This is a genomic window from Ruegeria sp. L12, assembly GCF_056531745.1.
On record NZ_JBQFMH010000002.1, the window covers coordinates 338,672 to 354,077 of the forward strand.

Sequence of the window (15,406 nt, forward strand, 5' to 3'; positions counted from 1 at the left end):
TGCACGATAAGCAGGGTCTGTTTTACAGCCCCAGCAATTCCTTGACTTTGGCAACGGTCGCCTCGGCGGTGATACCGAAATGCTTATACAGTTCGCCCGCCGGGGCCGAGGCGCCAAAGCTGGACATGCCGATGAAACCTGCCTTGGTCTCACGGCCACGCTCGCCCAGCAACCAGCGATCCCAGCCACCGGCGCGGACAGCGGCTTCGATGCCGACGCGGACCGGACCGGCAGGCAGAACACGCTTGCGGTAAGCCTCGTCCTGTTCGGCGAACAGTTCCATGCAAGGCATTGAGACCACACGGGTGCCGATGCCTTCGGCTTCGAGCATCGCTTTGGCTTCCATCGCCAGCGACACTTCGGAACCGGTGGCGATGAGGATGGCCTGACGTTTGCTTTCGGCATCCGCGAGGACATAGGCGCCCTGCGAGGTCAGGTTTTTGCCTTTGTGTTGTGTACGCACGGTCGGGACGCCCTGACGCGTCAGCGAGAGCACCGAGGGGCTGTCTTTGAAGGTCAGCGCCAGTTCCCACGCTTCGGCGGTCTCAACCGTATCTGCGGGGCGGAACACATAGGTGTTGGGCGTCGCGCGCGAGATCGCCAGATGCTCGACCGGCTGGTGGGTCGGGCCATCTTCGCCCAGACCAATCGAGTCGTGGGTCATCACGAATACGCTGGGCACTTTCATCAGCGCGGCCAGACGCATGGACGGACGGGCATAGTCGGTGAAGGCCATGAAGGTGCCGCCGTAGGGGCGGATGCCGCCGTGCAGCGCCATGCCGTTCATCGCTGCGGCCATGCCGTGTTCACGGATGCCGTAGTGGATGTAACGGCCTTTGCGGTTTTCCGGAAGGAACACACCCATATCAGCCGATTTGGTATTGTTCGAACCGGTCAGGTCGGCCGAACCGCCCATGGTCTCGGTCATGATCGGGTTGACGACGTTCAGAACCTTTTCCGACGAGGCGCGGGTGGCCAGCTTCGGCTGGTCTTCCGACATCTGCTTTTTGAACGCGCGGATGGCACCGGCCAGCTTCTTGGGCGCCTCGAACGCGTAAGCGCGGTTGAACTCGGCCTGCTTGCGTTCGGATATCTGCGCGAAACGCTCTTCCCACGCAGCGCGTTCGGCGGCACCGCGTGCTCCGATGGATTCCCAAGCGGATTTGACATTGGCCGGGACCTCGAACGCGTCATGGGGCCAGTCATAGGCCTGTTTCGCCGCTTTCAGCTGATCCTGATCGGTCAGCGCGCCGTGGCCTTTCGAGGTGTCCTGTGCGGCGTGACCCAGTGCGATATGGCTTTCGCAGGCGATCATCGTCGGCTTGTTGGATTTCTTGGCCTGCACGATGGCGGCATCAATCGCTTTCGGATCATGGCCGTCAATCTCGATCACATGCCACCCCGAGGCCGCGAACCGGCGCACCTGATCGGTGCGGTCGGCCATATCAACGGTGCCGTCGATGGTGATGTTGTTGTTGTCCCAGAAAACGATCAGCTTGCTCAGTTCGTGACGACCGGCGAGGGTGATCGCCTCTTGGCTGACGCCCTCCATCAGGCAACCGTCGCCTGCGATTACATAGGTATAGTGATCGACGATCTTCTTGCCGTAATGCGCGCGTTGGACTTCTTCGGCGATGGCAAAGCCCACAGCGTTCGAGATGCCCTGACCCAGTGGGCCGGTGGTGGTCTCGATCCCGTCGATCAGGAAGTTTTCCGGATGACCTGCGGTCTTCGCGCCCAATTGGCGGAAGTTCTTGATCTCGTCCAGCGTCACATCCGCATGGCCCGTAAGGTACAGCAGCGAATAGACCAGCATCGAGCCATGGCCCGCCGACAGGATGAACCGGTCGCGATCCGGCCAGTTCGGGGCGGATGCGTCGAATTTCAGGTGCTTTTCGAACAGCACGGTCGCGACATCGGCCATGCCCATCGGCATTCCGGAATGGCCGGAATTGGCGGCAGCGACAGCATCAAGGGTCAGGGTGCGGATGGCCGCAGCCTTGTCCCAGTGTTCGGGGTTGGCTTTGCGCAGCGCAGTCAGGTCCACGGGCGTTATTCCTTTGGGTTACGGGCAGATTGGGCGCTGAATACCATCCGCCCGTCAAAGTGCAAGCAGAACCCGGTGTTGGGCCTGTTTGCCGCATGAACTGCGTTCCGCAAGTGGTTGAAACCAAACAGTGGGTATTTTCCGTCACATTCCGTTAGACTAGGGATCAGAACCGCCGCCCTTGATTCGGGCAGGCGCGCAACAGAACGAACCTTGGTAAAGAGGTGACAGGGGCATGAGCCAGATCGAAGAATTACAACGCCGTATCATTGCAGCGATGGAACGGATCGGCAGCGGTGTCGAGGCGCTTCAGACGCCCACGCTGGCCGGTGGCGATGATGCAGCCCTACGCACTGCACTGGAAGAAGAGCGCCTGGCCAATGCGCAGTTGGAAGAGCGGATTAAGGCGCTGAATGCGCGGCATGCGCAGGAAATCGATGCTTTGCGCGCGCAACCTGCTGCGGATGGTGAGGCAGATGTGCTGCGCGACCAACTGGCCGAGGCCAAGGCGCAGCTTGCGACGGTCGAAGCGGCGCGCGCAGATCTGGCAGAGGCAAAAGCAGCGCTGGAGAGCAATGACGAGATCGCGGCGCTGAGGGCAGAGGTTGAAACGCTGCGGCCTTATGCAGGCGCTGCGGAAGAGGTTGAGTCTCTTCATGCCGAAGTCGAGCAACTGACGCTGGTCGCCGATCGCGCAGAAGAGATGGAAGCAGAGCTTAACAAACTGCGCACAGAACTTGCCGATAGTGAGCGGATGACGGAACTCAGCGCTGAGCTTGAGATGTTACGCGCCGAACGGGCCAGCCATGGCGCGGCGATGTCGCGGCTGGACGACGATCTGCAGCGGTTGCGCAACGCGAATGAGCAGTTGCGCGGCGTTGTTGATGAACTGCGCGCCGCCGCCGAGGATGGCATGACCGACGCAGACATGCTGAACCGGGCAACGGCTGCCGAGCTTGAGGCGACCCGCGCTGCGCGGGCCTCGGATGCGGCAGAAGCACATGCTGTTCTGGCCCGGTTGGAGCCGCTGTTGTCCCATGCCAAACTGGCTGAAGGAGAGGTTGAGTAATGCCCGAAGTAACCATTCATATCGGTGGCCGCGGCTTTGATGTCTCGTGCCAGGACGGGGAAGAGGTCTTCCTGCAGGCTGCAGCCAAGCTGCTGGATGACGAGGCGCAGGTGCTGTCGGATCAGATCGGGCGCATGCCTGAATCGCGCATGTTGCTGATGGCGGGCCTGATGTTGGCTGACAAGGCTGCGGCACAGGACGACCGCGTGAAAGTGGCTGAGGCGAAACTGGCCGAAGTTGAAGCTGAACTGAACCGCCTGCGCAATATGCCTCAACCCGCGCCCGAACGCATTGAGGTTGCGGTGGTGCCGCCCTCGGTAACCGACACACTGGCCGAGATGGCGGCGCGCGCCGAAGCGCTAGCCTCTGTCATAGAAGAGAAGACTGCATGATGTCGGGAAAGCGCCTTTCCCTGTGTATCAGCGCGCTGGCCCTGTGGGCACCAGCAGCGTTGGCCGAGATTGATATTCTGTCGGTCACATTCATCTGCGAAAACGCCACCCAAATACCGGTGTCATACTTCAATGCGACGGATGGGACCGGTGCGGCCGCAATGGTCATTGATGGAAAGCTGATCGCGATGCAGCAGGCCGAAAGCGGATCGGGTATTCAGTATGCCTCTGTCGGGGCAGATGGTACCTATACGTTGCGGTCGAAAGGCTGGGAAGCCACGATCAGCTTTCAGGCCGCCGGCGATACAGCCCCCGAACTGGTTCTGTTCAGGGACTGCGTGAGCCGATAGATTACGCGTTCGCTTCGCGGATTTTGTCGGCTGCTTCCTTGTTGTAGCCGACGCCGTTGTCGTCAAACAGCGTGTCCAGTTCGCCCGACAGGGTCATCTCGGTGATGATATCGCAGCCGCCGACAAATTCGCCTTTGACGTAAAGCTGGGGCACGGTGGGCCAGTCGGAATAGTCCTTGATGCCCTGACGCACGTCCTCATCTGCCAGTACGTTCACGTCCGTGTATTCCACGCCCATATAGTTCAGAACACCGGCCACGCGGGACGAGAACCCACATTGCGGCATCTCTTTGGTGCCCTTCATATACAACACCACGTCGTTGGCTTTGACGGTTTCGTCGATCTGGGTCTTAACGTCGCTCATCTTGCTTTTCCTTTTCATCCGCCTGCGCGGGGGTCTTTCCGTTGTCGGGCAGCTCAGGCGCCCATCCTTCTTCTTCAAGCCTTCGGTGTTCGGCCTGCGCCAGTGTCACCGGATCAAGCCCGTATCGTTCGATGCCGCCAACCTTGCTGAGCTTTTCCGGGTCAGGGCGCATATCCGATAGCCTTCGTTTTCGGTTGCGTTTGACATAGGCTTCGATCAGGGCTGCGGCAACAATAATTGCCGCGATTGCAACGAACCAAGTGCCCCAAAGTGTCATTTTGTATACTCATTCTCTGCGCCTAGTGTAGGCACGCCGTCTCATTTGTCGCGTGATGCGCCAATATCTTGGCCCGTACCTTAGCAGCTTTGGCAGATCACAGAGTATGATCGCGAGGAAATTTAGAACATCCAATAATAGGTAGACCAGTCTCAGAGCAGCCCACCCAATGGGTTCATCCATTACTCAGGCGCTTTCGTGGTCAACGCCAATGCGTGTAACTCGCCAGCGGGGCCGTCCATCTTACCCTTCAGCGCTGCATAGACAGCGCGTTGCTGCTGCACTCGGTTCTTTCCTCGAAAGCTCTCGTCCACGACCATGGCCGACATATGCACGCCATCGCTGCCGCCAACCTGAATTTCCGCATCGGGAAAGGCTTCGCGCAGCAGGGTTTCAATCTCGTGGGCGCTCATCGGCATGTAGGTGTACTCCTGAAAGTCTTTCCCAAGATGTAGAGCGATGCGCGGGGGCGTGCAAGATGGGACCGGAGTCTCGGAACGGGAAATCCCGCGCCGGTGTCAGGCGCGGGATTTTCATGCTTGATCCGTGAAAAGGTCAGCCGGTCAGGCAACCGCCGCCGCGAAGCTGGTGCGGAACGTGTCGGCCAGTTCGGTCAGAGGGGCTTCGGATCCGCCGATTTTGACCGCATCACCGGTGAAACGGCCCACCGAGACCAGCGGTACACCCGCCTGACCGGCGGCGATCATCAGCGCCTCGGCCTGATCGAAGTTGCAGGCGACCAGATAGCGGGCCTGATCCTCGCCAAACAGGAACTCGGTCGGGGCATCGTCGAGGCAGACGCCCACGCCTGCTGCCTCGGCCAGTTCGAACGCGGCCAGTGCAATGCCACCGTCGCCCAGATCGGTGCAGGCCTTGATCATGTCACGGTTGGCGCGGATAAAGTCACCATTGCGTTTCTCAGCCGCCAGATCGACATATGGTGCGTCGCCGTCTTCGCGGTTGAACACTTCTGCCAGCAGGGCGGATTGGCCAAGGTGTCCTTTGGTTTCACCGATAATAAGTGCGACGTGGCCTTCACGCACCTCGTTTCCGATGATCTCGTCGGTATGGTTCAGCAAACCGACCGCACCGATGGTCGGCGTCGGCAGGATCGCCTGACCGTCGGTTTCATTATAAAGCGAGACGTTGCCTGACACGATGGGCATATCCAGCGCGCCGACAGCTTCGCCAATGCCTTGGATCGCGCCGACGAACTGGCCCATGATCTCGGGCTTTTCTGGGTTGCCGAAGTTCAGGTTGTCGGTGGTGGCCAGCGGTTTGGCCCCGACGGCGGTCAGGTTGCGATAGGCTTCGGCCACAGCTTGTTTGCCGCCTTCGACCGGGTTTGCCCGGACATAGCGCGGGGTCACGTCGCTGGTGAAGGCCAGTACCTTGTCGGTGCCGTGGACGCGCACCATGCCTGCACCCAGACCGGGGGTGCGGGTGCTGTCGGCCATGACCATGGTGTCGTATTGTTCATAGACCCATTGCTTGCCCGCGTAGTTGGGCGAAGCGAGCAGGGCGCGCAACCCGTCGATCGGGTCGATCTGGGGGACATCGTCCAGCGGTGCCGCTTCGGGTGTCGGTTCCCACGGGCGGTCGTATTCCGGTGCGGTTGAGGACAGTTTCGACAGAACCAGATCGGCTTTGACCTCGCCATTGTGCATGATCAGGAAACGGTCTTCGGCGATGGTTTCGCCGACGATGGCAAAGTCCAGATCCCATTTCTCGAACACGGCGCGGGCCTCGGCCTCAAGCTCGGGCTTCAGCACCATCAGCATGCGTTCCTGAGATTCCGACAGCATCATCTCGTACGCGGTCATGTTCTCTTCACGCTGGGGGACGTTTTCCAGATCCAGACGCACGCCCAGACCGCCTTTGTCGCCCATCTCAACAGCCGAGCAGGTCAGACCCGCCGCGCCCATGTCCTGGATCGAAATCACCGCGCCGGTCTGCATCAGTTCCAGCGTCGCCTCCATCAGGCGTTTTTCGGTGAAGGGGTCGCCGACCTGAACGGTGGGGCGTTTCTCTTCGATGGTGTCGTCGAACTCAGCCGAGGCCATGGTCGCGCCGCCCACACCATCGCGACCGGTTTTGGCACCCAGATAGACGACCGGCATGCCGACACCAGAGGCTGCCGAGTAGAAAATCTTGTCGCTGTCAGCCAGACCGGCGGCGAAAGCGTTCACAAGGCAGTTGCCGTTATAGGCGGGGTGAAAGCGAACCTCGCCCCCGACACAGGGAACGCCAAAACAGTTGCCATAGCCACCGATGCCTTCGACCACACCATTGACCAGTTGCCGGGTTTTGTGGTGGCCGGGCTCGCCAAAGGACAGGGCGTTCATGGACGCGATTGGGCGAGCACCCATGGTAAAGACGTCGCGCAAGATACCGCCCACGCCGGTCGCCGCACCCTGATAGGGTTCGATATACGAAGGGTGGTTGTGGCTTTCCATCTTGAACACCACGGCCTGACCGTCGCCGATATCGACCACGCCCGCATTTTCACCCGGGCCGCAGATCACCTGAGGGCCGGAAGTAGGCAGGGTGCGCAGCCATTTCTTGGACGATTTATACGAACAATGTTCGTTCCACATGGCCGAGAAGATGCCCAGTTCGGTAAAAGTCGGTTCACGCCCGATGATCTCGAGGATCATGTCGTATTCCTCGGGCTTGAGCCCGTGTGCGGCAATCAGATCGGGTGTGATGGCGGGCTCTTGCATCTTCTGTCCTGTGTCCAAGTGGGCCGAGATTGCGCGCCTTGTAGGGCAACAGTCGGCCTGAGGAAAGGGCCAAACCCGCGCAGGGGCATTCAGGCAAAGAAAAACGGGACCAGTCTTAAGACCGGTCCCGCCATTTGGTTCGATTACACCTAGTCCAGCCGGCAGGTGGTGCCGACCAAAAACATGCAGGTCAGGCAGGGGCCTCGCCCTTGTTCAACGAGTCCGCAGCGGCTGCGCCAACGGCTGCCTTTTGCTCTTCAGTCAGGTTTTCAGCTTCTTCCAGACCCGGGATCGCAACGCGCACCTCGCGGCGGGCAAAGTCGATTCCGTTTTCCTTGAACGCGGCCTTGACCCGGTTGAAGATTTCCTTGCGCAGGGTGAACTGCTTGCCCGGCTTGGCCATGAACTTGCCGCGGATGATCATGCCGACATCGTCAAAGTCGAACACGCCCTGCGACTTGAACGGCTGCAGGAAGCCATCCTTGTGGATCTCGTCCTCCATCATTTCGGCACCGATCTTCTTGAAGATCTTCTTGACCTTGTTCGGGTCGGTATCGAAGGGCACGGTGAATTTCAGCTTCATGATGACCCAGTCACGGCTGTAGTTGGTCAGCTTCTGAATCTCACCATAAGGAATGGTGTGCACCGGCCCGCGATGGTGGCGCAGCTGCATGGACCGGATCGAGATCTTCTCGACCGTGCCCGTGGTGCCACCCACATCGACATATTCGCCCACCCGGAACGCGTCGTCGATCAGGAAGAAGATACCACCAACAATGTCCGAGACGAGTTTCTGAGCACCGAACCCGATGGCCAGACCCAGAATACCGGCACCGGCCAGCAGCGGGGTGATGTCCAGCCCCAACGCCCCAAGCGCAAGCAGCAAGAAAATCACCGCAATCGCGACCTGAGCGGTCACCCGCAGCAGCGGCAGAACCGTCGCCAGCCGCGATCCGCCCGAACCGCCACCTTCACCGGCCTCTTCATCGGGGCTTTGATCCGCTGTCATCTCTTGCGCCAGACGACGGTTGATCCAGAGCGAGACGACCTCATTCAGGATGTAACCAATGGCGATGATGATGAAGAACTGGATCACCCGGCTGCCATCTTCCTGACCACCGCCCGCGATCTCTTGCAGGTCCAGATTCCACGCTTTGGCGATCATCAGGATGACCAGAATACCAGCCAGCACGCGGCCAATCCGGATATAGCTGCGCTTGGTCGAGCGATAGGCTTGTTCAGCCACCGGACCTTCACCCAGCATCGGGGGTTGCAAGTGACGCACCAGTCCACGGATCAGGGTGTCAAGCGCCGGAGCGATCAGCAGCCAGAACATGGTGGTGAAATGCGCCCCCTGAACCAGAAGGTACAGCGTTGAGGGGTTGTTCTGCGCCACCAGAAACTCGACCAGCAACCAGGTTGCCGCCGATACGGCGATGGCGAAGTATGGGTAGTAATGCGCGACTTCTTCATCGAATTTGGTGTGATCGGGATCGGTGCCCAGCATCATCTGCGACAGGCCTTCGCGCGCTTTCCATGCGATAACGCCGATATAGATGTGGATCGCCGCGTTCAGCCAGAATCCGATGCGGGTTTCTTCCCCGGTCACTTCGTTCAATGCGTTGAAGCGCACCACAAACAGGGTAATGCCGATCAGGATCAGCAGACCGATCAGGTGGCGGTGCAAATATTGCGCCCAGTGATCGTCAATATTGACCAGACGGTATTCTGCCTTGTTGGGTGCCAGAATAAAGCGCGATGCGGCCGCACCCAGTCGCGGAATCCAGATCAGATAGAATACGAACGGGGCTGCATAGACGATCTGTTCCGGCGTCAATAGCCCGCGCCCGACCGCCCGGATGACAACATAGAAGACGACCAGACCGGCGAGTTCGTTGCAGAAGCGGACAAACAGGTATTTGACTGCGCCCCAAAGATCATTCTCATCTGCGGTGTCAGGCATCGCGTGCCATTTACGCGTCAGGAAGCCAAACAGCTTTTCAGCAATGAAGCCAACGATCAGGACGCCGATCACAAGACCGATCAGGGTCAATGCGCCGCTGCCGCCAAAGGTCGAGACAAAGTTCCCGGCAGCCTTGGCCTGAGCGCTGAATATGTTGGGAACCGTGGTCAGGACATGGGTCCAGGACGCGACCATCTCGGCCCAGATCTCGTTGATCTCGGTGATCGGATCTTCACGCTCTTCCGCTGCGGCTGCGTTTTTTTCGGCGACGGCGTCGAGACGTTCAAGCAGGATGGACCTGACCTGATCATCCGACATCCGCGCGACCAGACCATCGACTTGTTCGGGGGTCAGGTCTTCGGGGATTGAAATCGTCGCGGGGGACGTCGATGATGATGTGGAGGGCACTTGTGCGTGCAAAGGCCCAGCCATCACCACCATAGCAAGAAGCGCCGCAAACAGGCGTAGGGTTTGGAGCATATAACTGTCCTCGATCACGGAAATTTGGTTGATTTTTCGGGATCATATGCACGTATCGCCAGATTTCCCAGCAATTTCGCAACCCAATTTTCAGGCAGTGTGAAAAAAGCCCCAAAAAAAAGGCCGAGCACTAAGCTCGGCCATAGTCCAACAGGGAGGTATGAAGATGATAAGCGTTTCAGCATCATCGCCTTCAAGAGCTCATTTAGGGATCACCTTTCGAACGATCAAGGTTTAATCGGGCATCAGGTGGTCATGTCGGCTATGCGGTTGGCGCATAGCTATAGTTTTCCAAGCTGCCTCAGGTGCTTGCGGTGGGCTATGATTTCATCCTGCACAAAGTCCCGAAACGCCGCGATCCGTTTGGAATGGCGCAGTTCTTCGGGATACGCGAGGTAAACCGGGACATCTGCGGTTTCAATATCCGACAGCACCGGAACAAGCTCGGGGAAGTCATCGGTCACATAGTTGGGAAGCACGCCGATCCCAAGGTGATGTATCACGCCCTGAAGTACCCCGAAATAGTTGTTCACCGTCATCAGAGAGCCCGGATTGTAGGTCATCACATGACGCACCATTGCTGCACTGGCGCCGACCTGCGGGGCCGAGGGGGTCTGACAGATCAGCCGATGGTTGGAGATTTCCTCAAGCGACTCTGGTGCGCCTCCGTTCGCCTCAAGATAGGTCGGAGTGGCATAGAGTGTCATTTGAACGGTCATCAGGCGTTTGCGGACCAGATCGGCCTGGCTGGGCTCTTTCATGCGAATGGCGACATCGGCCTCGCGCATGGGCAGGTCGAGAACGCGTTCTTCGAGCATCAGGTCGATATTGAGGTCGGGGTAACGTTCGTAGAGTTTGGGCAGGCGTGGAGCCAGCCAGAGCGTTCCGAAACCAAAGGTCGTGGTTACGCGCAGAACGCCAAAGACCTCATCCTCGCTGTCGCGAATGCGCGCGGCGGCGGCGTCCAGACGTTTGGACATGGCCGAGGTTGCGTCAAACAGCAGTTCACCCTGTTCGGTCAGAATCAGGCCGCGTGCATGGCGGTGGAACAGGGTGGCATCGAGTGATTCTTCGAGCGCTCGGATCTGACGGCTCACGGCGGATTGAGACAAATTGAGCTTGTCGCCCGCGTGTGTAAGGCTGCCAGCATCCGCAACCGCGTGAAATATTCTGAGCTTGTCCCAATCCATCGCCGCAACTTTCGTTATCCCCGGGCAGCCCTATATGAAACACATAACAAATTCCACAATCAAACCCGGAAATCGTTACGGAATAGAGTGAATTTACTATACAGGTCAGCAATTGTGACCTAATATACGCAGGTATGAAGCACACTAATCCGACGAGGGGAGACGTCAGATGAGTCAGCCGAAAATATCACTCAATGACCGGTTCGATCTGGATCGGAGCCCGGTTCTGCTGAACGGAACGCAAGCGTTGGTGCGACTGATGCTGATGCAGAAGGCGCGCGATACGGCTGCGGGTCTGAACACCGCAGGTCTGGTCACCGGATACCGGGGGTCGCCCCTAGGCGCGGTCGATCTGCAGATGTCTCGTGCCGAAAAGCAATTGGCTGAACGCGATGTCACGTTTCAGTTCGGGTTGAATGAAGATCTGGCTGCTACGGCCTTGTGGGGTAGCCAGCAGGCCGGGCTGCGCGGCGATGGCAAGTTCGATGGCGTGTTTGGTCTGTGGTATGGCAAAGGTCCGGGCGTGGACCGGTCCGGCGATGTCATGCGCCACGCAAACATGGCGGGTACGGCGCAGCATGGCGGTGTGCTGATGGCGATGGGCGATGACCACACGGGCGAAAGCTCGACCGTGTTGCATCAGTCCGAATGGTCGCTGGTGGATATGTACATGCCCGTGGTCAGCCCGGCGGGGGTGCAGGAGATACTGGATTACGGCATCTATGGCTTTGCGCTCAGCCGGTTTGCCGGGGTCTGGGTTGGGCTGAAGACGATGAAGGACACGATCGAGGTTACCTCGGTCGTCGATGGTCGCCCGGATCGAATGCAGTTGGTAACTCCGCAGTTCGACATGCCCGAGGGGGGGGTGAACATTCGGCTGGGCGATACGCCGCATCTGCAGGAAACGCGCGTGATCGACCACAAACGCTTTGCGGCCGAGGTGTTCTCGCACGCCAACAAGCTGGACAAACGGGTTTGGGGCAAGCCGGGTGCCAAGATCGGATTTGCGGCTGCCGGCAAGAACTGGCTGGACCTAGCGCATGCGATGTCGTTGCTGAATATCGACGCGAATGAAGCCGGGCGGCTGGGTATCACCACTTACAAGATCGGTCAGACTTTCCCCTTGGATATGAAGGGCTTCCACGATTGGGCTGAGGGGCTCGATCTGATCGTGATCGTCGAGGAAAAGCGCAAGCTGATCGAAGTGCAGGTCAAAGAGGCCATCTTTGACGACCGGCGCGGGCGCCGTGTCTATGGCTGGTACAAAGGCGGGGCAGGAACGCTGCACCGGGAAGAGCTGTTCCCGACCCGAGGGGCGCTCGACCCCATCATGATTGCCGAGAAGCTGGGCGAGATCCTGATCGAAGAGGGACGCGATACGGACGGTGTGCGGGCGGGTCTGGCAGCGCTGTCCGAGGCGCGGCGGGCTGACAACGCCCAGGAAATCGCAGCGCGATTGCCGTATTTCTGTTCCGGCTGTCCGCATAACAGCTCGACCAGACTGCCAGAGGGTAGCCGGGCCTATGCGGGGATCGGCTGTCACTACATGGTGCAGTGGATGGACCGTGAGACCACCGGCTTCACCCAGATGGGCGGCGAGGGTGCGAATTGGATTGGCGAGGCTCCGTTCTCGACCACAAAGCACGTGTTCCAGAACCTTGGTGACGGGACCTATAACCACTCGGGCGTGCAGGCCATCCGGGCGGCGCTGGCAGCGGGCACCAACATCACCTTCAAGATCCTCTATAACGATGCCGTTGCGATGACTGGCGGGCAAGAGAATGAAGGCGGGCTGAGCGCCGAACGTATCGTGGCCGAGGTCAGGGCCATGGGCGTCAACAACGTGGCTGTTGTCTATGACGAGAAGGAGGATGTGAACTTTGGCGCTTTGCCCTTGGGCGTCGAAACTTTCGAGCGCGGCAAGTTGATGCAGGTTCAGGAAAAATTCCGCGAAACCGAGGGTGTATCGGTCATTGTTTATGTCCAGACATGTGCAGCTGAAAAACGCAGACGACGCAAGCGGGGCACGTTCCCGGACCCGGACAAGCGCGTGTTCATCAACACCGACATCTGCGAGGGCTGCGGCGATTGCGGTATCCAGTCGAACTGTGTTTCCATCGTTCCGAAGGAAACCGAACTCGGCCGCAAGCGGGCGATCGATCAGTCAAGCTGCAACAAGGATTTCTCGTGCCTGAATGGGTTCTGCCCATCCTTCGTGACAGTTGAGGGTGCGAAAATCCGCAAAGAGGCGACGACCGAGATCGACTTGCCGGACTTGCCGGACCCTGTTTTGCCGCAGATTGACGGCACGCATAACGTTGTGATCACCGGCGTTGGCGGTACGGGCGTAGTCACCATAGGCGCGGTTCTGGCGCAAGCGGCCCAGATCGACGGTAAAGGCGCGGGCATGATGGAGATGGCGGGCCTCGCTCAAAAAGGCGGGGCGGTTCATATCCACTGTCGTCTGGCCAACCGGCCCGAGGATATCAGCGCCATCCGCGTCGCCACCGGCGAGGCGCACGCTCTGATCGGCGGTGATCTGGTGGTTTCGGCGGGGGCAAAGACACTGGGTCTGACGCAGTCCGGTCGAACCGGGGCGGTGGTGAACAGTCATGAGATCATTACCGGAGATTTCACGCGCAATACCGACTTCACGATCCCCAGCGATCAGTTGCAGCTTGCCCTGCAGGCGCGGCTGAAGGACGGGGTGGCTTTGTTCGATGCCACCGATCTGGCGCGCGCGGTGATGGGGGATTCGATCTACTCGAACATGATGGTCTTTGGCGCCGCCTGGCAGCGCGGTCTGTTGCCGATAAGTCATCAGGCGATCCTGGAGGCACTTGAGTTGAACGGCACAGCGGTAGAACGCAACAAGCGCGCGTTCGAAGTTGGCCGCTGGGCAGTGACCCATCCGGACGAGGTTGCAAACATTCTGAGCCCCAACGTGACGGAATTGCCAAAGACGCTCGATCAGGTGATCGATTTCCGTGTTGCGCACCTGACCGATTATCAAGGCAAGCGACTGGCGAAACGGTATCGCAAGCTGGTTGATAGCACCGAGGATCAAAAGGTTCGTGAAGCGATCGCCAAGGGCTATCATAAACTTTTGTCCTACAAGGACGAATACGAGGTCGCACGGCTATTGTTGGATACGCGGCAGAAGGCCGAGGCCGAGTTCGATGGCGATTTCAAGATGACCTTCCATCTTGCGCCGCCAACGCTGGGCACGAAAGGCGACAATGGGCGTCCGGCCAAGAAGGCGTTTGGTGAGTGGTTCCTGGGGCCGTTGAAACTGCTGGCCAGGCTGAAAGGTCTGCGCGGCACCCCTCTGGATGTCTTTGGATACTCGGCTGAACGGAAGATGGAGCGTGCTTTGATCTGTCAATATGAGAAGGACATGAAAGAGGTTCTGCCCAAGCTCACACCCGAGACCCGCGATGCGATTGCGGCACTGGCGGCTCTGCCGTTGGACATTCGCGGCTTTGGGCCGGTGCTGGTGGCGAGCGAAACCAAAGCTGCAAAACGGCGCGAGGAGTTGCTGGCCGTCATCCGCGACGGCGGGCCAGAGTTGAAGGCTGCGGCAGAGTGAAGCTTCACAAGCCTGTCACGTAAGCCATGCAATTTGGTTGTCCGGCCTTATTTAGCAGGCAGCAAACCGGAGGAACCAATGCCCTCGCGCCATCACGTCGCCCGTGATATTTCCTATGCCCATTCCGCGGAAACGCGGAGCGGGCGGATGGTAATCAAGCTGATGGAGAATACGACGGGCCGTATGCGCCTGATCCGCCGTGCCAACGGGTACGAGCAGGACGTGGCGCAGGGGCGTGATTTCTGGTCCGTGATGGTGGATCGGTATGGGTTGACGTTGGACGTGGCGGGCGGCGCGTTGTCGAACATCCCCAAAGATGGGCCGCTGATCCTGATTGCAAACCACCCCTATGGCATTCTGGATGGGCTGATGATGGGCCATATCCTGTCCCAGACACGCGGAGATTTCCGCATTCTGGCCAACCATGTGTTTCGCAAGGCTGAAGATCTGAACCGGATCGTTCTTCCGATCTCGTTCGAGGCCAGCAAAGAGGCGATGAAGCTGAACCTCGACACCCGCAAGACCGCGCTGAACTATCTGGGCGAGGGTGGGGCGATCGGTATTTTCCCAGGTGGCACCGTCAGCACCGCCGCCAAACCATTCTCGCATCCGATGGACCCGGGATGGCGCGGTTTCACCGCCCGGATGGTGGCGAAATCGAGCGCAACCGTGGTGCCGGTGTTCTTTGATGGCCACACCTCGCGCCTGTTCCAGATTGCCAGCCATCTGCACAACACGCTGCGCATGGGTCTGCTGATCAAAGAGTTCAAAAAACGCGTTGATACCCCGGTCCGTGTGGTCGTTGGCGAGCCCATTGGGCGCGACATTCTTGACCCATTGGGCAAGGATACGCGCAAGATGATGGATTTCCTGCGCAAAGCCACGTATGAGCTGTCTCCGAAACCGCTGAAGTCTTATGACTACGGCTATGAATTCGAGGAACGGCATCGCGCCTGAAGGGC

The 15,406-nt window shown here is 59.2% G+C and carries 12 protein-coding genes; 5 read left to right on the forward strand and 7 right to left on the reverse strand.

Features of this window, described 5'->3' with window-relative positions; genetic code table 11:
• Window positions 1-22 precede the first annotated feature (22 nt).
• On the reverse strand, window positions 23-2,047 hold the full coding sequence (tkt, locus tag ACR0K9_RS04610; RefSeq protein ID WP_480821142.1) for a transketolase: 2,025 nt from the start codon (window positions 2,045-2,047) through the stop codon (window positions 23-25).
• A 235-nt stretch (window positions 2,048-2,282) separates the two neighbouring features.
• On the opposite strand from tkt, the gene ACR0K9_RS04615 reads away from it, so the two are divergent.
• Genes ACR0K9_RS04615 through ACR0K9_RS04625 form a run of 3 tightly spaced genes read left to right on the forward strand, consistent with a single transcriptional unit; the run spans window position 2,283 to window position 3,858 of the window.
• A complete protein-coding gene (locus ACR0K9_RS04615; protein ID WP_480821144.1) occupies window positions 2,283-3,116 on the forward strand; it encodes a hypothetical protein in 834 nt (277 codons plus the stop codon).
• Complete coding sequence (locus tag ACR0K9_RS04620) at window positions 3,116-3,508, forward strand: cell division protein ZapA (protein WP_480532583.1); 393 nt, start codon at window positions 3,116-3,118, stop codon at window positions 3,506-3,508. The genes ACR0K9_RS04615 and ACR0K9_RS04620 overlap by 1 nt, the downstream gene beginning before the upstream one ends.
• Window positions 3,505-3,858 (forward strand): MliC family protein, encoded by a 354-nt coding sequence (locus ACR0K9_RS04625; RefSeq protein WP_480821146.1) that lies wholly within the window; start codon window positions 3,505-3,507, stop codon window positions 3,856-3,858. The genes ACR0K9_RS04620 and ACR0K9_RS04625 overlap by 4 nt, the downstream gene beginning before the upstream one ends.
• 1 nt (window position 3,859) lies before the next feature.
• On the opposite strand, the gene grxD is transcribed toward ACR0K9_RS04625, so the two are convergent.
• From grxD to ACR0K9_RS04655, 6 genes are all read right to left on the reverse strand, one after another.
• Window positions 3,860-4,222 (reverse strand): Grx4 family monothiol glutaredoxin, encoded by a 363-nt coding sequence (gene grxD / locus ACR0K9_RS04630; RefSeq protein ID WP_480532579.1) that lies wholly within the window; start codon window positions 4,220-4,222, stop codon window positions 3,860-3,862.
• The gene (locus ACR0K9_RS04635) at window positions 4,209-4,499 is read right to left on the reverse strand and encodes a hypothetical protein (protein WP_480821148.1); all 291 of its coding nucleotides are present in this window, start codon (window positions 4,497-4,499) and stop codon (window positions 4,209-4,211) included. Before ACR0K9_RS04635 ends, grxD begins: the two co-directional genes overlap by 14 nt.
• A gap of 182 nt (window positions 4,500-4,681) precedes the next feature.
• Window positions 4,682-4,918 (reverse strand): BolA/IbaG family iron-sulfur metabolism protein, encoded by a 237-nt coding sequence (locus ACR0K9_RS04640; RefSeq protein ID WP_480821150.1) that lies wholly within the window; start codon window positions 4,916-4,918, stop codon window positions 4,682-4,684.
• 144 nt (window positions 4,919-5,062) lie between these two features.
• A complete protein-coding gene (gene purL, locus ACR0K9_RS04645; protein ID WP_480821152.1) occupies window positions 5,063-7,222 on the reverse strand; it encodes a phosphoribosylformylglycinamidine synthase subunit PurL in 2,160 nt (719 codons plus the stop codon).
• A 190-nt stretch (window positions 7,223-7,412) separates the two neighbouring features.
• Window positions 7,413-9,665 (reverse strand): mechanosensitive ion channel family protein, encoded by a 2,253-nt coding sequence (locus ACR0K9_RS04650; RefSeq protein ID WP_480821154.1) that lies wholly within the window; start codon window positions 9,663-9,665, stop codon window positions 7,413-7,415.
• Window positions 9,666-9,946: 281 nt separating this feature from the next.
• Window positions 9,947-10,855, reverse strand: coding sequence for a LysR family transcriptional regulator (locus ACR0K9_RS04655; protein ID WP_480821156.1), 909 nt, complete (start codon window positions 10,853-10,855; stop codon window positions 9,947-9,949).
• A 169-nt stretch (window positions 10,856-11,024) separates the two neighbouring features.
• Here ACR0K9_RS04655 and ACR0K9_RS04660 point away from each other — a divergent pair, with 169 nt between their 5' ends.
• Both ACR0K9_RS04660 and ACR0K9_RS04665 read left to right on the forward strand, forming a co-directional pair.
• Complete coding sequence (locus tag ACR0K9_RS04660) at window positions 11,025-14,444, forward strand: indolepyruvate ferredoxin oxidoreductase family protein (RefSeq protein WP_480821158.1); 3,420 nt, start codon at window positions 11,025-11,027, stop codon at window positions 14,442-14,444.
• Window positions 14,445-14,522: 78 nt separating this feature from the next.
• Window positions 14,523-15,401 carry a lysophospholipid acyltransferase family protein gene (locus ACR0K9_RS04665; protein WP_480821160.1) on the forward strand — a complete coding sequence of 293 codons (879 nt, stop codon included), beginning with the start codon at window positions 14,523-14,525 and terminating at the stop codon, window positions 15,399-15,401.
• The last annotated feature ends 5 nt before the right edge of the window (window positions 15,402-15,406 follow it).